This is a genomic window from Pseudomonas sp. JQ36 (assembly GCF_053851495.1).
The window spans coordinates 2,496,640-2,516,051 of sequence record NZ_CM132642.1; the positions used below are offsets into that span (position 1 = coordinate 2,496,640).

The window sequence follows — 19,412 nt, forward strand, 5'->3', positions numbered from 1 at the left end:
GCGCAGCCCAGCGGGAGCAAGCTCCCTCGCCACAAAAAGCCCTCTTGTCGATAAAGATTCGGAAGGTCGAAATGAACATTCTCTACGACGAACGCCTCGACGGCCCGCTACCGGAGGTGAACAAGGCTGAGTTGCTGAAAACCCTGCAGCGCGCCCTTCCGGATCTCGACCTGCTCTGGCGCGAAGACGAACTCAAACCCTACGAGTGCGACGGCCTCTCCGCCTACCGCACCACGCCGATGCTGGTCGCCCTGCCCCGGCGACTCGATCAGGTGCAGACCCTGCTCAAGCTCTGCCATCAACACAACGTGCCGGTGGTGGCCCGGGGTGCCGGCACCGGATTGTCGGGGGGTGCGCTGCCGCTGGAAAAAGGTCTGTTGCTGGTGATGGCGCGCTTCAACAATATTCTGCACATCGACCCGGCGGCCCGTACCGCGCGGGTTCAACCCGGGGTGCGCAATCTGGCGATCTCCCAGGCGGCCGCGCCGTTCGGTCTGTATTACGCGCCGGATCCGTCGTCGCAGATCGCCTGCTCGATCGGCGGCAACGTCGCGGAAAACGCCGGTGGCGTGCATTGCCTCAAGTACGGCCTGACCGTGCACAATTTGCTGAAAATCGAAGTGCTGAGCATCGAGGGCGAACGTCTGACGCTGGGCAGCGACGCCCTCGACTCGCCGGGTTTCGATTTGCTGGCGCTGTTCACCGGCTCCGAAGGATTGCTGGGAATCATCACCGAAGTCACGGTCAAACTGCTGCCCAAACCGCAGGTCGCCAAGGTCTTGCTGGCCAGTTTCGACTCGGTGGAAAAGGCTGGCCGCGCCGTGGCCGATATCATTGCCGCCGGGATCATTCCCGGCGGCCTGGAGATGATGGACAACCTGGCGATTCGCGCCGCCGAAGACTTCATTCACGCCGGTTACCCGGTCGGTGCCGAGGCGATTCTGTTGTGCGAACTCGATGGCGTCGAAGCCGATGTCCACGACGATTGCCTGCGGGTGCGCGACGTCATGCTCCAGGCCGGCGCCAGCGAAGTGCGGCAGGCCCGCGACGAAGCCGAGCGTGTGCGCTTCTGGGCCGGGCGCAAAAATGCCTTTCCGGCGATCGGCCGTCTGTCGCCGGACTACTACTGCATGGACGGCACCATCCCGCGCCGCGAATTGCCCGGCGTGTTGCAAGGCATCGCCCGCCTCGGCGCCGAATACGGCTTGCGCGTGGCCAACGTGTTTCATGCCGGCGACGGCAATATGCACCCGTTGATCCTGTTCGATGCCAACCAGCCGGGCGAACTGCAGCGCGCCGAAGCGTTGGGCGGGAAGATTCTGGAATTGTGCGTGCAGGTCGGCGGCAGCATCACCGGTGAACACGGGGTCGGCCGCGAGAAAATCAATCAGATGTGCGCGCAGTTCAACAGTGCTGAGCTGAGCCTGTTCCACGCGGTCAAAGCCGCGTTCGACCCGCAAGGCCTGCTCAACCCCGGCAAGAACATCCCGACCCTGCATCGCTGCGCCGAATTCGGTGCGATGCACATTCATGCCGGACAACTGCCATTCCCCGAACTGGAGCGCTTCTGATGGCTGATTTCGACGCCAGCGGCGCGCTGCTCGATCAGGTCAACGCGGCCCGGGCCAACGCCACACCGCTGAAAATTCAGGGCGGCAACAGCAAGGCGTTTCTCGGCCGCGAGGTGGCCGGTGAAGTGCTCGACGTCCGCGCGCATCGCGGCATCGTGCGCTATGAACCGACCGAGCTGGTGGTCAGCGTGCGTGCCGGTACGCCGTTGCGCGAGCTGCTGGCGGCGCTTGACGCGGCCGGGCAGATGCTGCCCTGCGAGCCGCCGGCCTTCGGCGAAAACGCCACGGTGGGCGGGATGATTGCCTGCGGTTTGTCCGGGCCACGGCGGCCCTGGTCAGGTTCGGTACGCGATTTTGTCCTCGGCACCCGGGTCATCACCGGTCTCGGCGAGCACTTGCGGTTCGGTGGCGAGGTGATGAAAAACGTTGCCGGCTACGACCTCTCACGCCTGTTGACCGGCAGTTACGGCTGCCTCGGCGTGCTGACCGAAGTCTCGCTGAAAGTCCTGCCGAAACCGCGCCAGTGTCTGAGTATCCGTCTCGATATCGATTGCGCGCGGGCGCTGACCAGACTGGCCGAATGGGGCCAGCAACCGTTGCCGATCAGCGGCGCCTGCCATGACGGGCAAAGCCTGTATCTGCGCCTTGAGGGCGGCGAAGGCTCGGTCACCGCCGCGCATCAACGACTCGGCGGCGAGCCGCTGGATTCGACGTTCTGGCGCGACTTGAACGAGCAACGCCTGAGCTTTTTCGACGAAGGACTGCCGCTGTGGCGCCTGTCGCTGCCGAACAATCTCGGGCCGCAGGACTTGCCCGGCCAGCAACTGATCGACTGGGCCGGTGCGCAACGCTGGCTGAAATCCGATCACGAGCACATTCAGATTCTCGCCCAGGAACTCGGCGGGCACGCCACCTGCTTTACCCATGGCGCCAGCGACACACCGTTCCAGCCGCTGCCGCGCACACTGATGCGCTATCACCAGCAACTCACGGCGCAACTCGACCCGCAAGGGCTGTTCAACCCCGGCCGGATGTACGCGGAGTTCTAGCCATGCAAACCACCCTCAGCGAACAAGCCCGACAACTGCCGCGTGCTGCCGAGGCGGAAAAAATCCTGCGTACCTGCGTGCATTGCGGGTTCTGCAACGCGACCTGCCCGACCTATCAGTTACTCGGCGATGAACTCGACGGGCCGCGCGGGCGCATTTATCTGATCAAGCAAGTGCTCGAAGGCGCTCCCGCCACCGAGCAGACGCAACTGCATCTGGATCGTTGCCTGTCCTGCCGCAACTGCGAAACCACCTGCCCTTCCGGCGTCGACTATCACAACCTGCTGGACATCGGGCGGGCGGTGGTCGATCAGGCGGTGCCGCGCCCCGCCGCCCAGCGCCTGTTACGCGAGGGTTTGCGCGCACTGGCGCCGAATCCCGGGGTGTTCAAGGGACTGCTGCGGGTCGGCACGACGTTCCGGCCCCTGCTGCCGCGAATGTTCGAAAGCAAATTGCCCCAGCGCTCGCCAGCGTCCGGCACACGCCCAGCCCCGCGCCACGCACGGCGGGTGTTGTTGCTCGAAGGCTGCGTACAACCGGGCCTGTCGCCGAACACCAATGATGCGACGGCGCGGGTGCTCGATCGGTTGGGGATCAGCGCGACGCCGGTGGCCGAGGCGGGTTGCTGCGGCGCGCTGGACTATCACCTCGACGCCCAGGCCAAGGGCCTTGATCGCGCCCGGCAGAACATCGACGCGTGGTGGCCGCACCTGGAAAACGGCGCGGAAGCCATCGTGCAGACAGCCAGCGGTTGCGGCGCGTTCATCAAGGATTACGGGCATTTGCTGGCGCAGGATCCGCGCTACGCCGACAAGGCGCGGCAGATCAGCGAGCGGACGCTGGATCTGGTACAGATCCTGGCCCAGGAGCCCCTGGAGAAACTGTGCGCCGCCAGCCAACGCCGGATCGCCGTGCATTGCCCCTGCACCTTGCAACATGCGCTGAAACTCGGCGGCGCGGTGGAAGCGCTGCTGACCCGGCTGGGTTTCAACCTCACGGCGGTACCGGATGGGCATTTGTGTTGCGGTTCGGCCGGCACCTATTCGTTGACGCAACCGACCCTTGCCCGGCAACTGCGCGACAACCGCCTCAACGCCTTGGAGAGCGATCGCCCGGACCTTATCGTCACTTCCAACATCGGTTGCCAGAATCATCTGGGCGGCGCCGGGCGCACGCAAGTCTTGCACTGGATCGAACTGGTGGATCAGTCATTGGCAGAATGAAGTTCGTAGGATTCTTCGTTTGCCGCCGTCGGCGAAGGCTGCGATCTTTTACTCCATCCAAAACGTGACCGTGGCAGGAATTTTTTTCATGACCGTGCAGCCTTTCGTCAGCCCCGACCTGATCCGCCAACGCTTCTCCAAAGCGATGTCCGACATGTACCGCGAAGAAGTGCCCTTGTACGGCGCGCTGATGGAACTGGTCGAGCAGACAAACCGCGAAGTGCTGTCCGCTCAGCCGGACATCGCACGGCAGCTCGACAGCACCGGTGAAATCGAACGGTTGGACATGGAGCGCCACGGCGCCATCCGCGTCGGTACCGCCAAGGAGCTGGCAACCCTCGCGCGCCTTTTCGCGGTGATGGGCATGCAACCGGTGGGTTATTACGATCTGACCCCGGCGGGCGTGCCGGTGCACTCCACGGCGTTTCGCGCGGTGCATGAAGCAGCGCTGCAGGTCAGTCCGTTTCGAGTGTTCACCTCGTTACTGCGTCTGGAACTGATCGAGGATCCCGAGCTGCGCGCGTTTGCCGAATCGGTGTTGAACCAGCGTTCGATCTTTACACCTGCTGTCTTGCAACTGATCAAGCAGGCTGAGTCATCTGGTGGGCTGAATGAGGATGAAGCGGAGGAATTTATCCTGCAGGCACTGGAGACCTTTCGCTGGCATCACAGCGCAACTGTCACTGCCGCGCAGTACCAGACCCTCAGCGCCCAGCACCGTTTGATCGCCGATGTGGTGGCGTTCAAAGGCCCGCACATCAATCACCTGACCCCGCGCACGCTGGACATCGATAGGGTTCAGGCGCAAATGCCGGTGCACGGCATCACCCCGAAAGCGGTGATCGAAGGCCCGCCGCGCCGGCACTGCCCGATCCTGCTGCGCCAGACCAGTTTCAAGGCGCTGGATGAGCCGATCACTTTCACCGACCAGCACGACACTCGTGGTAGCCACAGCGCGCGTTTCGGCGAGATCGAACAACGCGGTGCGGCGCTGACGCCCAAAGGCCGGGCGCTGTATGACCGCTTGCTGAATGCTGCGCGCGATGAACTCGGTGACTTCCCCAACGAAGGCAACGCCGCACGCTACAACGCGCTGATGACCCAACACTTTGGCGAATTTCCTGACAGCGTCGACGGCATGCGCGAGCAGGAGCTGGCGTATTTTCGCTACTTCCCTACGGAAAAAGGCTTGGCAGCGGGTAGCCTCACGTCCGCATCGCTGGAGGATTTGCTCCGCGAGGGCCATGTGAAAGCTGAACCGTTGGTGTACGAAGATTTCCTGCCGGTGAGTGCGGCGGGGATTTTTCAGTCGAACCTTGGGGATGCTGCGCAGACGCACTATGGCGAACACTCGAACCGCCAGGCATTCGAACAAGCGCTGGGGCGTGCGACCATTGATGAATTGGGGTTGTATGCCGAGACGCAGCGGCGTTCGATTGAGGAGTGCCTAGCAGCGCTTTCGCGCTGAAAGATCAAAAGATCGCAGCCTGCGGCAGCTCCTACAGATGGAATGTGTTTCCCCCTGTAGGAGCTGCCGCAGGCTGCGATCTTTTGCTTTTGCTTCTAGCGCAAGCGTGACAACAACGCGAACGCCGTCTGCGACTGGTTTTCCACCGCTATAAAAACGCTTCGATCAACGCAATAGAATGGCGATCCTGCACCAGATTCCGCAGTTGGAGGCGAATCGTTTCAAACGCCCGATGCTAGCCCTTGGCCTTACTGCGCAACTTCTTGCGCACTTGTTCGGCAAAAAAGCCTGATCATTTCGCTGCAGGCCTTGACTGGCGTGGCTTATAGCCAAGTGCGCAACTTCTTGCGCAGTACTGCGCAAGAAGTTGCGCACTTTCCATCTCGATTCGGCAAAAAACATCGGCCAAACCGCAGGCTAGAGCCACTCCACCCCCGGCTACCGGGGCCTTCGACAAACCTGGCACGCTCCTTGATAACAGTCAGGCACCCACCGGGCGATTTCGCCTCCCGGGCACCCTAAATTTATCCGCAAGGAGAGCACCCCATGGCAACACCAGCGTACATGTCGGTTACCGGCGAAAAACAAGGCCTGATCACTGCCGGCGCCTTCACCGCCGACTCCGTTGGCAACACCTACCAGGAAGGCCACGAAGACCAGGTCATGGTTCAGGCTTTCAGCCACGACGTGATCATCCCGCGTGACCCACAATCCGGTCAGCCAACCGGTCAGCGCGTTCACAAGCCAGTGATCATCACCAAGGTCTACGACAAGGCTTCGCCTCTGCTGCAAGCTGCTCTGACCTCCGGCGAGCGCATGAGCGAAATCGTTATCCAGTGGTACCGTACTTCTGCTCAAGGTACTCAAGAGCACTACTACACCACCAAACTGGAAGACGCGATCATCGTCGCCATCAACAACAAAATGCACAACTGCCAGGATCCAGGCAACTCGCACTTCACCCACCTGGAAGAAGTGCAGTTCACCTACCGTAAAATCACCTGGACCCACGAAGTATCCGGTACTTCGGGTTCCGATGACTGGCGTGCTCCAGTCGTTTAATTACGGCTGATCGTTACAAGCATCGACCAGCCCTGCTGGTCGATGTTGTTTACGCCCCTCCAGAATTTCGCGTACGTTGAGCCGTTTTTTGCGGCCGTCGACGAACGCCGCTGTACAGCACGAGGAACAAGGGATGTTCGCGCCGGCCAATGAAACCCACTTTGCCCTGACCATCGAAGGGCTCTCCGCCGACTTTCAGGTGTTTACCCTGACCGGCCGGGAAGCCATCAGCCAGCCTTTTGTGTTCGAGGTGGAGCTGGTCAGTGAGCAGCCGTCGCTGGACCTCGAAACCCTGCTGCACAAGCCGGCCTTTCTGCAGTTGTCGCCCGATGGCAGCGGCATCCACGGCCAGATCTACCGCGCCGCGCAAGGTGACTCGGGCAAACGCCTGACCCGTTATTCGGTGACCCTGCGCCCGCAACTGTCGTACCTGGCGCACCGCGTCAACCAACGCATCTTCCAGAACCTCACGGTGCCGAAAATCATCGGCATGGTCCTCGAAGAGCACGGCATCCAGAGCAACGCCTACGAATTCAAGACCGGTTCGATCTATCCCGAGCGCATCTACTGCGTGCAATACGATGAGTCGGACCTGCATTTCATCCAGCGCCTGTGCGAGGAAGAAGGTATTCACTACCACTTCCAGCACAGCGCCACGGCGCACAAGCTGGTGTTCGGCGATGACCAGACGGTGTTCCCGAAACTCAAGCCAGTGGCCTACCAGCAAGATTCCGGCATGGTCGCCAGCAATCCGGTGATCAAGCGTTTCGACCTGCGCCTGGAAACCCGCACCAGCCGCACCACCCGCCGCGACTACGACTTCGAAAAACCACGCCTGACCCTGGAAAGCGAGAACCGTGGCGACGCCCTGCCCGACCTCGAAGACTACGACTACCCGGGCCGTTTCATCGACCGCGAGCGCGGCAAGCACCTGGCCAAACGCGCCCTCGAACGCCACCGCAGCGACTTCCAGCTTGCCGAAGGCAAGAGCGATCAGCCGCTGCTGGTCAGCGGCCATTTCCTCGCCCTGACCGAGCACCCGAAAGCCAAATGGAATGACCTGTGGCTGCTCACCGAAGTCCTCCACGAAGGCAAGCAGCCGCAAGTGCTCGAAGAGTCGGTGACCAGCGACACCACCGCACTGAAAGACGATTTCCATCAGGGCTATCGCAACCGCTTCCAGGCCACCCCGTGGGACGTGCCGAACCGTCCACCGCTGCGCCACCCGAAACCGCGCATCCTCGGCAGCCAGAGCGCCGTGGTCACCGGCCCCAAAGGTGAAGAGATCCACTGCGACCAGTACGGCCGCGTCAAAGTGCAATTCCACTGGGACCGCGAAGGCCAGGCTGACGACAAGACCAGTTGCTGGCTGCGCGTCTCCAGCGCCTGGGCCGGCGCCCAGTACGGCGGCATCGCCATCCCGCGCATCGGCATGGAAGTGCTGGTCACCTTCCTTGAGGGCGATCCCGATCAACCGCTGATCAGCGGCTGCCTGTATCACAAGGAAAACACCGTCCCGTATGAGCTGCCGGCAAACAAGACCCGCAGCACCTTCAAGACCCTGAGTTCGATGGGTGGCGGTGGCTACAACGAACTGCGCATCGAAGACAAAAAAGGTCAGGAGCAGATCTTCCTCCATGCCCAGCGCGACTGGGACGAGAACATCGAGCACGACCAGAAGATCCGCGTCGGCAACGAACGCCACGACACCGTCGAGCAGAACAGCTACACCGAATTCAAGGCCGAAGAACACCATACCGTCTACGCCGACCGCAAAGTCGAAGCCCGCGCCAACGACCACCTGACCGTGGGCGTCAACCAGCACATCAAGATCGGCACCGGCCAGTTCATCGACGCCGGCCAGGAAATCCACCTGAGCAGCGGCATGAAAGTCGTGCTCGAAGCCGGCGCCGAGCTGACCCTGGTCGGCGGCGGCAGCTTCATCAAGATCGACGCCGGCGGCGTGACCATGAGCGGCCCGGTGATCAACATGAACTCCGGCGGCAGCCCCGGCAGCGGCACCGGCGCCGCCCCGCTGATGCCCGGCATCCTCAAACAGGCCGACGCCGACAAAGCCGGCCAGGTCCTGACCCCGGCCCAAATCAACACCCTCAAACGCAACGCGCCGTTCTGCGAAGAATGCGAAAAATGCAAGGCAGGTGCCTGTGCCATCTGATCGACTGACGCCCAAGGACTGGCTGGCACAACAGCCGCTGCAGAGCGGTGAACGCCTATACCTGATCATCAGCGCAGCAAGCGATGCCGACGCGCTGAAAACCCTGTACCTGACCGAACCCACCGCCCAGCTCCTGCCAATCTGGGGCGGCACGCCCTACTCCACCTGGCAACCGGTGATGCCCTACGTCACCGAACTCAAACCGAACTCGGCATTCCTGCCATGGATCGCCGAAACCGACGCGCTCGATTGGGGTTGGCTGGCAGTATCGCGTTCGGAGCCGAACGAAGTGTTCGAGCATTTGCGCAGCCTGACGCAGGTAAAGATGCCGGATGGCACCGAGGTGTTTTTCCGCTTCTGGGATGGGCGGCATATCTACCCGATTCTGAAGGGGCTTGGGGAGAAGGCTGGGGAAGTAATGCCGATGTTTGAGCGGTATTTGATTAATGGGCAGACGCTGGAGGTTGGGACGCGGGTGTTGCCGAAGGTGAAGGATTGGCCGTGGTGGGAGGTGCCGAAGGATTTGCTGGATGGCTTAGCCAAGGAGAACCCGACGACACTGATCAGCAACCTGATGCAGTGGCTGGAAGAGGAACGTCCGGACCTCTACACCGCCTGGCCCGAGAACAACCTGAAACACAAGATCGCCCGTTTCGTACGTCGCCCGGATGCTCCGGACAACCTTAAAGAAGCACTGTTAAATCACCTGATTCTGGAGCAAGGCTGATGATCGCAAAGGAACGCATTGAGTTCATTGATGAGCAACTTAAAGTTTTTCCCGATAGCTTGAAACAATACCGCAGCCTTACTGAATCTTCATTTGCCGAGTGGCTTGGCAGAGGGAGAGAATTTTTCGATAAACCTGCACTCTTCGGAATGAACAGGTCCATAAAGCTTGGAAATGCCAATAAAACCGTCAGTGTGACCGACAATGCGTTCGAGTCTACAGTTGCGCAGTGCCCGAAAGACGGCAGATTGCTTATTGAGAGTAAGTTTGTCTCAGTTCACGACATTCCAGTAGGAAACATCACTGTTGAGGTAACCCCTGAGGAAGGTGGTAACCCTGTACCTGTCACACTAGACGATCAAGGCAAAGGAGTTTTCAAAGGCACTCCTGGAAAAAAATACTATGTCCGCGTGCAGAGTAGTGTCACCGAGCGTCAGCTTAGCGACCTGTTCAATTCATATGACAAATTCACAAAAGAACTGAATAGCTGGCTTGACAACGAGTGGAAAACCTACAGACCTCTCTGGTCAAAAGAAACATTAGTATCAGCATACTTCGCGCAACTAAAAGGAACATTAGAGGGTGGCTGGAATGCAGTCAAATCGGCATTTGATGGCGTTAAGCATTTTTTTGAAATATTAAAAGACCCCGGGAAATTTGCAAACGAAATTGGCCAGAGCGCTGCTGACTTACTCAAGCTCGCAAAAGAAACGCCCCAAGCAATGGAAAAGTTGATGCTGCTGGCGAGTGACCAAGCAGTTCTTTTTCTGCTTATTAAAACCACCGCCTTATGGCTACTTCAACTACCACCCAGCATCATTTCTGGAAAATTCTCTGAGCAACTGTCCAGCATAGCAGTAACAATTCTTATCGATATCGTTTTCGCCATCGTACTGACATTCGCTGCCGAGGGTACTGGCATTGCATATTTAGGCGCCCGACTAATCAACTATGGCGCAAAAATTGTCGAGGCTGTCACTGGCTTCATAAAATCCATCATCCGCATATTGAAAACCTTTGCGGATATGATTGATCAATTTAAACGTGTTGCTACCCGCACAATCGCAGGCACCTTTGAAAAAGGCAAGGTAAGAGTAAACTGGGATAGGCAGGATCACGCAAAGATCAGTCGTTCCGAGCATGTCGATGACAAATCAAAACAATCGACCAGCCATGACGACAAGAATGTCGCGTGCACCAGAGAAACCTGCGTAAACGGTTGCCCTGTTTCAATGGTCACCGGTGAGGAACTGTTAACGCTCACTGATGGACAACTGAATGGACTGTTCCCTTTTGAATGGACTCGTCTTTATCGAACCAGCGCAGTAGAAATCGACTGTGGCCTAGGTCATGGTTGGAGTCATGCACTGTCGCAGCGTGTCGAGGTTCTTTCGGAAGATGTGATATGGACTGACCATGAAAACCGCATAACGACTTTCCCCCTGCCTAACGCCCAGCGACCGGCAATCACCAATAGTCTGGCCAAAGCGGCGGTATTTATAGGCGATGATCCATCTGAGCTTGTACTCACACAAGCCGGGGATCGCCCGCTGTTTTATCACTTCCGATATGACAGTAAAGGCGCCACGCTGGTTGCTATTAGTGACCGATACCGTAACCGTTTGCACATCAACCGAGATATACATGGTCGTATCAAGCGCATCGACAATGGTGCAGGTCGTGCCTTGCTGCTGCGTTATGACCGAAAACACATTATTGCCGTTGACTATCAACAATTCCGTCCGGCAGATAACTTGGAAGAGAGTTGGAGCACTATCCAAACTCTCGTCACTTATCGTTACGATGAAAAAAATCGTCTAATAGAAGCAAAAAATGCTGCGGGCGAGAGCGAGCGTTATGCCTATAACGATCTGCATGTGATCCTCGAGCGTCAGTTAGCCGGCGGTGCGAGTTTCTTTTGGGAATGGGAAAACGAAGGCAAATCATCGCGCTGCACGCACCACTGGGCAAACTTCACTCAGATGGATGCTTACTACGCGTGGGATGACAAAGGAAGCGTCACCGTTACCAATGCTGATGGCAGTGAAGAAGTCTACACTCACGATGACCAAGCCAGGTTGATTAGCCAAATCGATGCAGATGGTGCTGAGCACCTGAAGGCGTACGACGAAAAAGGCCGCCTAGTCGCTGAAAAAGATCCGCTTGGTGCAATTACTGAATACCAATACAACGAGGCTGGACGTTTGGAGGCGCTTATCCCACCTGAGGATACGCCTACAGTTTATGACTACACTAACGGCTTTGTTTCAGAGGTTCGTCGCGGCGACTCAACCTGGTATTACCACCGAAATGTTCAAGGCGACATTACTCAACAAGTAGACCCGAATGGTCATATCACCGAATACATCTATGATGCTCAGGGCCGTTTGCTGGAAATCCGACACCCGGACGGTGGCCGCCATAAGTTTGGTTGGAACGATCTCGGTGAACTGCTTGAGGAACATCTGCCGGATGGAGGCAAACGCAAATATCGCTACGATTCTCTAAGTCGGCAAATTACTCGACAGGACGAAACTGGGGCAATTACTCAGTTCGTTTGGGATGCCGCTAACCGACTCGCCCAAGTCTCTTTGCCTGGCGGTGCGGTTCGCGCCTACACCTACAACCCCTATGGGCGTGTCACTGCCGAACGCGACGAACTGGGCCGCATCACCCGCTACGAGTACGCCGACAATCTGCACCTGGTCAGCCGCCGCATCAATCCAGACGGCAGCCAATTGCGCTACCGCTACGACAACTCGCGCTTGCTGCTCACCGACATCGAAAACGAACGCGGCGAGCACTACCACCTCGACTACTACAGTAACGGCCTGATCCAGCAGGAAACCGGCTTCGATGGTCGCCGTACTGCCTACGAATACGACCTCAACGGCCAACTGCTGAAGAAAACCGAGTTCGGCGACGACGATAGCGAGTTGGTGACCGAGTACAAGCGCGACGCCGCCGGCCGCCTGTTGGTGAAAACCCTGCCCGACGGCGAGGAAATCCGCTACAGCTACGACGCCCTCGGCCGCCTGGTGAACGTCGACGACGGCCATTGGCCCCTCACATATGAGTACGACGTTCAGGATCGCCTGATTACCGAACACCAGGGTTGGGGTACCACGCGCTACGAGTACGATAGTGTCGGTCAGCTCAAGCATTGCCGCCTGCCCGACGGCAGCAAGCTCGACTACCGCCACCTGCCTGGCGGCCAGCTCAGCGGCATCGACCTCAACGGCTCGCGCCTGACCCGCCACCAGTTCAGCGCCGGTCGCGAACAGCAGCGCCAGCAAGGCCTGCTGCTCAGCCAATACCAATACGACGAGCAGGGCCGGCTGCAATCCCACAGCGTCAGCCAGCGCGACAGGAATCTGTTCCAGCGCCGCTACGCCTACGACGCCAACGGCAACCTCGCCGGTATCGACGACAGCCGCAAGGGCAACCGCAGCTTCCACTACGACCCGCTCGACCGCCTCATTAGCGTGCGCGGGGCCACCCCGGAAAGCTTCGCTCACGACCCGGCCGGCAACCTCCTCGGCCAGAACGACCTGCCCGTCGCCAACCTCGCCAACGTCAAGGGCAACCGCCTGCTGATGCAAGGCGACCGCCACTATGACTACGATGTCCATGGCAACCTGATCCGCGAACGCCGCGGCGCCGGGCAGAAGCTCGTCACCGAGTACCGCTACGACGCCCAGCACCGCCTGGTCGGCGTCACCCTGCCCAGCGGCAGCACAGCCAGCTACAGGTACGACGCTTTCGGCCGCCGGATCGAGAAGACCGTCGACGGCCACACCACCGAGTTCCTCTGGCAAGGCGAACGCCTGATCGCCGAAAGCGCGGACAACCGTTATCGCACTTACATCTACGAAACCGGCAGCTTCCGCCCGCTGGCCGTGCTCGACGGCGAAGGGCCGCTTAAGGCGACACCGTTCTATTACCAGCTCGATCAGCTTGGTACGCCGCAGGAACTCACGGACTACAGTGGCGAGATCATGTGGTCCGCGAAGTACCGCGCCTACGGCAACCTTGCCGCGTTGGACGTCAGCGAAGTCGACAACCCATTGCGATTCCAGGGTCAATATTTCGATGCGGAGACGGGGTTACATTACAACCGGCACCGCTACTACAATCCGGGAACTGGACGGTTTCTGACGCCGGATCCAATAAAGCTTGCGGGTGGACTGAATAACTATCAGTACGTGCCTAACCCTACTGGCTGGATCGACCCACTGGGTTTGAACTCCGATTGCCCCGGAGGACCAAACTGCCAACCCGGAAAAGTAGAAGATCCCTCACGTAAAGCAAAGGTGGAAGACGGAGAACCAAAATCTCCAGATGTTCAATGGACCAACCACGGAAATAAACACGTTGCTCCCAAGGCTCCTTGGCCATCGGTTGTAAAATCAACAGCAAATGGCGGAGCAGCCAAGTACGCACCGGGTACCGACATTGAGGCTTTAGAACGACATGCTTTTGAGCATGGCCAAGAGGTTAACAACGGAAAACCTTGGAAAGTGATTGACATGGGACGAATCATTGGCGCAAACGATGGAAAAGAAACTCGATTCATGAGGGTTGAGCTCAGTGCGAATACAATTCATGGACATCCAATTTCCGAAGATGCATTTAAAAAACTCACGAAAAAGAAGAAATAAAACATGCTCACTACAGAAATAGAAAAGCTAGGCGGAACTGTTACATTCGACGACATTTCTCAGCTGGATCAGTCCGCTGAGATTTCCATCATAGTGGATGAACTCAAAGAAGATTTATTTCAAGCCGCTCTTCCGTTCCAGCAAATAATTGATATTGGTTGGTATCCGGAGTTTAGCGAACACGGCGCATTCAAAGTATCATTAATCTCAAATTTCAACTGGGAAAAACCCATCTATAGCGAAAAAGCAAAAAACTGGACCGAGCTAAAAAATGCAATCAAGAACACTTTGAAAAAAGTACAAACAGAATAACGGATAGAAGTTAACTCTTCAAAATCTTAAAAATCCCGATAGAAAAAAGCACAAAGGGGACAGACTCATTTCCGGTTTGCCCCCAATTTTTGATTCAAAAGGGAGTGAAAATCCCCCCCCTGTTCTAGCCGCCTTTTTCAGAAACAAGTCCGTGCCCTTTTTCCGGAAGAACGCCTGCCGGACGGCGGCCAGCGTAAATATCGCTACGATGCACTGGGTCGGCAGATTACCCGTCAGGAAGAATCCGGCGCCATCACCCACTACCAATGGGATGCGGCCAACCGCCTGGCACAAGTCACGCTGCCGGGCGGCGCAACACGTGCCTTCACCTACAACGCCTATGGCAACGTCACCGCCGAACGCGACGAACTCGGTCGCGTCACGCGATATGAGTATGCGGAAAACCTACACCTGGTCAGCCGCCGCATCAATCCGGACGGCAGCCAACTGCGCTACCGCTACGACAACTCGCAACTCAATCTCACCGAAATCGAAAACGAACGCGGTGAGCGCTATCAGCTCGATTACTACTCGAACGGCCTGATCCAACAGGAAACTGGCTTCGATGGCCGTCGTACTGCCTACGAGTACGATCTCAACGGTCAGTTGCTGAAGAAAACCGAGTTCGGCGATGACGGCAGCGAGCTCGTTACCGAATACCAACGCGATGCCGCTGGCCGTCTGCTCGTGAAAACCCTCGCCGATGGCGAAGAAGTTCACTACAGCTACGACGCCCTCGGTCGCCTGGTAAACGTCGACGACGGCCACTGGCCGCTCGCCTACGAATACGATGTGCAGGATCGCCTGATCACTGAACACCAAGGCTGGGGCACCACGCGTTACGAATACGACAGCGTTGGCCAACTGAGTCACTGCCGTCTCCCTGACGGCAGCACACTCGACTACCGTCACCTGTCCGGCGGACGCCTGAGCAGCATCGACCTCAACGGCTCACGCCTGACCAGCCACCAGTTCAGCGCCGGTCGCGAACAACAGCGCCAGCAAGGCCTGTTGCTCAGCCAATACCAATACGACGAACAAGGCCGCCTGCAAGCACACACCGTCGGCCAGCGTGATAAAAACCTGTTCCAGCGTCGCTACAACTACGACGCCAACGGCAACCTCGCCGGCATCGACGACAGCCGCAAGGGCAATCGCAGCTACCATTACGACCCGCTCGACCGACTCATCAGCGTGCGCGGCGCTACACCGGAGAGCTTCGCCCACGACCCGGCGGGCAACCTGCTGGGTCAGAACAACGAAGGCACGGCCAACCTCGCTAACGTCAAAGGCAACCGTCTGCTGATGCAAGGCGACCGTCATTACGACTATGACGCCTATGGCAATCTGATCCGCGAACGTCGTGGCACCGGCCAGAAACTAGTCACTGAATACAGATACGACTGCCAGCACCGTCTCATTGGCGTCAGCCTGCCGGGTGGGAGCACCGCGTCCTACAAATACGACGCCTTCGGCCGACGCATCGAAAAAACCGTTGACGGCCACACTACCGAGTTCTTGTGGCAAGGCGAACGTCTGATCGCTGAAAGCGCCGAAAACCGCTACCGCAGCTACATCTATGAGCCCGGCAGCTTCCGCCCACTGGCGATGCTCGATGGCGAAGGCCCGCGCAAAGCCACGCCGTTTTACTACCAACTCGACCACCTCGGCACACCGCAGGAACTCACCGACTACAGTGGCGAGATCATGTGGTCGGCCAAGTACCGCGCCTACGGTAACCTCGCGGCGCTGGACGTCAGCGAGATCGATAATCCGTTGCGCTTCCAGGGTCAGTATTTCGACGCCGAGACGGGCCTACACTACAACCGGCATCGCTACTACAATCCGGGGACTGGACGGTTTTTGACGCCGGATCCGATCAAGCTTGCTGGGGGGTTGAATAATTACCTGTATGTCTCAAACCCCACAGGCTGGGTGGATCCTCTTGGGCTTAATCAGTGTCCGGGTAGCGGCAGATATTTAGACAAACCCGCAGAAGCTGATGGTTCTTTAAACATTGGTGCCGGTACAAATCCGATAGAGGGTTATTACAATATCGATATTGATCCTAAAGCTCCGGGAGTACACGCTGGGAATGCAACGGATTTGTCGGGTATAAAATCAGGATCACAAAGTCATATCAACATGGATAACCCTTACGGCTACGACCCTTTAAACCCAGAAATATTAAGGGTATTATCCGAAAATGGAAAAATCACTATTACAGGCAGCGCATTCGCAAACAAATACATAAAGAAATCACTAAAAAGAATAGATGAATTAGGGCTAAGAATAGTTTCACAAACCAAAGTCGACCCAAAAGGCTTTAAAACAATTGACGGCAACCAAATCGAATCAAAACAACTTGATCAGTTTGTAATCGAGAGGGCAAAATGAATTTCTCAGTTGACATTACAGAATCCTTTGGCGCTATCGATTTCGATAATGCCGGCGGAGTTATTTCACATATAAATATACCCCCGAACGAAAATATTCAAGATAAATTTCGACTCGAATTATTTAACTTTGTACTTAACTTAATAGACAAACCGGTAATTTCTTCAATAGAAAACCAGAATCCAAATTTTCTAGAAAAGATGGACGAGGACGGATTCCTGGTCATTAAGAAAGCTATTATCACATTTGAAAAAATAAAAGGTCACGAAAAATTAATACGCCTATTGAACCAGGAAAGTGGCTACTTGACACACGAATCTTACGGCCCAAAACTAGAGAACAAAGATAAAATATACGACATCGGCGGAAGATCGTTTTCAACTCCTGAATTATTAATTAACCTCGCAATAATTTCACCAAAAAAAGTAATCCTCGACTTCAGCGCTTCAAACCACACCTATATACCCACATACGAAGAACTTCAGAAATCAGTAGGAATATTGAACTCACAAGCAAATCGTTCCCAACCTGAAATCCAGGGAGTATTCGATACTAACTTTAGCAATTCTCATATGATAAACGACTTTGACGCAGGCTATCGAGTATACAAATTATAGAAAAGTAACGAACCGGGGCCATATGGAAGAGATTATTCAGGAGCTTTTGCTCAAAGTTTCAACCAGAGGTATCCTCACGAAAACCTGAATGTATAAATAGTTGCAGCACGCACAACAAGAACCGTAACTGATGGATAGCATTTTTATAGACAAATCAAAGGACAAAAACAGGCAAGAAAAGTTTACAGATTTATTTCGCTTGCAAAAAAGGGACAGATTTATTTTCCGGCTTGCCCCCCTTTTTTTGATTCAAAAGTTTTTTGAAGACAGCCTTTCTTAGCCCCCTTTTCAGAAAATAAATCCGTCCCCTTTTTTCTCAGCTATCACTACGACCCGCTTGATCGGCTGATCAGCGTGCGCGGCGCTACGCCGGAAAGCTTCGCCCACGATCCGGCGAGTAACCTCCTGGGTCAGAACAACGAAGGCACGGCCAACCTCGCCAACGTCAAAGGCAACCGTCTGCTGATGCAGGGCGACCGTCATTACGACTATGACGCCTATGGCAATCTGATCCGCGAACGTCGTGGCACCGGCCAGAAACTCGTCACTGAATACAGATACGACTGCCAGCACCGTCTCATCGGCGTAAGCCTGCCGGGCGGTAGCACCGCGTCCTACAAATACGACGCCTTTGGTCGCCGCATCGAAAAAACCGTCGACGGTCACACCACCGAATTCCTGTGGCAAGGCGAGCGGCTGATCGCCGAAAACGTAGAAAACCGCTACCGCACCTACATCTACGAACCAGGCAGCTTCCGCCCACTGGCGATGCTCGATGGTGAAGGTCCCCTGAAGGCGACGCCGTTCTATTACCAACTCGACCACCTCGGCACCCCTCAAGAGCTCACCGACTACAGCGGCGAAATCATGTGGTCGGCGAAATACCGTGCATATGGCAATCTGGCAACCCTGGACGTCGCAGAAATCGACAACCCTCTACGCTTCCAAGGTCAGTATTTCGATGCCGAGACGGGGTTACATTACAACCGGCACCGCTACTACAATCCGGGCACTGGACGGTTTTTGACGCCGGATCCAATCAAGCGTGCGGGTGGGTTGAATAACTACCAGTACGTGCCAAATCCTACGGGGTGGGTGGATCCGCTGGGGTTGAACTGCGTCCCTGAAGAATGTCCCGATGAGGTGCCAGCTCCCGAAAAAGATGTTCGCAAATTTTCCAGCACCAAGTACAAACCAGAGGAGGTATTGGGTCGTAAGGTCTATAAAAATACTATGGACGTAGAGCCTGGGGTTCCTACTACAATCGACAAGAACGTTGACCCTAGAATACGCAAAAAAAATCGAAGAAGACGGATGGAGTAACCTGGACCTGATGAAAAACGGAAACGCTCCCATTGGTCCAGATGGGAAATACATCAACCTTCACCACGTTACAGGCGATGAGCCAGGGCCGATGGTGGAGTTAACCGGAACCGTACACAAGAAATACCATAAAGAACTTCATGGCACTATTGAAGACGGTGATAGCTTCAGGAATGACCCAAAGCTAGAATTATAGTATTCAAAATTTAGAAAAGCATATTGGAAAGAACGAGCCAAAGACTTTGAGTGAGGAAGCCCATGCATAACTATCAAGATTTGATAACAAAGCTCGACAACTCCGACGAAGAAACTTTTTGGCTCGGCTCCGCCACTACTGAGCAAATTAAAAAGCTCGAAATCATTTTAGACATAAAACTACCTGAAGATTTCGTTGATTTCTTGAGTGTATGCGGTGGCGGTGGAGCAGCAGGCTCAGAAATATGTGGAATTGAGAACAATGATGCGGCCTTAGATAATGGCGGAACTGTAAATTACAGCACCGTGTATTGTCGATCAGAATTTGAACTACCTAGAAACTTCGCAGTGATTTACTTAAAGGATGACGAAGTTTGCTGGGTAATAGATTGTGGACCCACAGGAAACGGCCAGATCACTAGCTACGATCTATTTAAGAAAAAACCGTCAAAAAAAATAGCAGATAACTTTTATTCATTCTTTAAAGAATACGTCGAACTTAGAACCTGACTTATTCAACCCTGAACTATCTGATAAGCGGCAAGGGGCATTCTACATTCGATTTTCTAGACGTGGTCTAGCCCCGAACAGATATCTGTATCTCGGTCTCCGAAGGTGGCATGTACATCAA

At 56.1% G+C, this 19,412-nt stretch carries 12 protein-coding genes and 2 pseudogenes; all 14 read left to right on the forward strand.

Going from position 1 to position 19,412, the window contains the following annotated elements; genetic code table 11:
- Positions 1-71: 71 nt before the first annotated feature.
- The 14 genes and pseudogenes from glcD (at position 72) to ACS4NR_RS11110 (ending at position 19,291) form a co-directional block, all read left to right on the forward strand.
- Entirely contained in the window at positions 72-1,571 is a 1,500-nt protein-coding gene (gene glcD, locus ACS4NR_RS11045; protein ID WP_456020096.1) for a glycolate oxidase subunit GlcD, read from the forward strand.
- A complete protein-coding gene (glcE, locus tag ACS4NR_RS11050) occupies positions 1,571-2,620 on the forward strand; it encodes a glycolate oxidase subunit GlcE (RefSeq protein ID WP_456020097.1) in 1,050 nt (349 codons plus the stop codon). Before glcD ends, glcE begins: the two co-directional genes overlap by 1 nt.
- Positions 2,621-2,622: 2 nt before the next feature.
- Positions 2,623-3,843, forward strand: coding sequence for a glycolate oxidase subunit GlcF (gene glcF, locus ACS4NR_RS11055; RefSeq protein ID WP_456020098.1), 1,221 nt, complete (start codon positions 2,623-2,625; stop codon positions 3,841-3,843).
- An 88-nt stretch (positions 3,844-3,931) separates the two neighbouring features.
- On the forward strand, positions 3,932-5,311 hold the full coding sequence (gene hglS / locus ACS4NR_RS11060) for a 2-oxoadipate dioxygenase/decarboxylase HglS (protein ID WP_456020099.1): 1,380 nt from the start codon (positions 3,932-3,934) through the stop codon (positions 5,309-5,311).
- Positions 5,312-5,857: 546 nt separating this feature from the next.
- On the forward strand, positions 5,858-6,373 hold the full coding sequence (locus ACS4NR_RS11065; protein WP_003226246.1) for an Hcp family type VI secretion system effector: 516 nt from the start codon (positions 5,858-5,860) through the stop codon (positions 6,371-6,373).
- A gap of 133 nt (positions 6,374-6,506) precedes the next feature.
- Entirely contained in the window at positions 6,507-8,549 is a 2,043-nt protein-coding gene (gene tssI, locus ACS4NR_RS11070) for a type VI secretion system tip protein TssI/VgrG (protein WP_456020100.1), read from the forward strand.
- Complete coding sequence (locus tag ACS4NR_RS11075) at positions 8,539-9,276, forward strand: DUF4123 domain-containing protein (RefSeq protein ID WP_456020101.1); 738 nt, start codon at positions 8,539-8,541, stop codon at positions 9,274-9,276. The genes tssI and ACS4NR_RS11075 overlap by 11 nt, the downstream gene beginning before the upstream one ends.
- Positions 9,276-13,937, forward strand: a complete 4,662-nt coding sequence (locus ACS4NR_RS11080; protein ID WP_456020102.1) for an RHS repeat-associated core domain-containing protein — start codon at positions 9,276-9,278, stop codon at positions 13,935-13,937. The genes ACS4NR_RS11075 and ACS4NR_RS11080 overlap by 1 nt, the downstream gene beginning before the upstream one ends.
- Before the next feature lie 3 nt (positions 13,938-13,940).
- Entirely contained in the window at positions 13,941-14,249 is a 309-nt protein-coding gene (locus ACS4NR_RS11085; RefSeq protein WP_115987054.1) for a hypothetical protein, read from the forward strand.
- Positions 14,250-14,414: 165 nt separating this feature from the next.
- Positions 14,415-16,646 (forward strand): annotated as a pseudogene (locus ACS4NR_RS11090) (RHS repeat-associated core domain-containing protein); the annotation flags it as partial.
- Positions 16,643-17,263 (forward strand): hypothetical protein, encoded by a 621-nt coding sequence (locus ACS4NR_RS11095; protein WP_367085073.1) that lies wholly within the window; start codon positions 16,643-16,645, stop codon positions 17,261-17,263. The pseudogene ACS4NR_RS11090 and the gene ACS4NR_RS11095, both read left to right, overlap by 4 nt.
- 318 nt (positions 17,264-17,581) lie before the next feature.
- Positions 17,582-18,380 (forward strand): annotated as a pseudogene (locus ACS4NR_RS11100) (RHS repeat domain-containing protein); the annotation flags it as partial.
- Positions 18,381-18,596: 216 nt separating this feature from the next.
- Positions 18,597-18,782 (forward strand): HNH/ENDO VII family nuclease, encoded by a 186-nt coding sequence (locus tag ACS4NR_RS11105; protein WP_456020103.1) that lies wholly within the window; start codon positions 18,597-18,599, stop codon positions 18,780-18,782.
- A gap of 62 nt (positions 18,783-18,844) precedes the next feature.
- The gene (locus tag ACS4NR_RS11110; protein WP_456020104.1) at positions 18,845-19,291 is read left to right on the forward strand and encodes an SMI1/KNR4 family protein; all 447 of its coding nucleotides are present in this window, start codon (positions 18,845-18,847) and stop codon (positions 19,289-19,291) included.
- Positions 19,292-19,412: the final 121 nt, after the last annotated feature.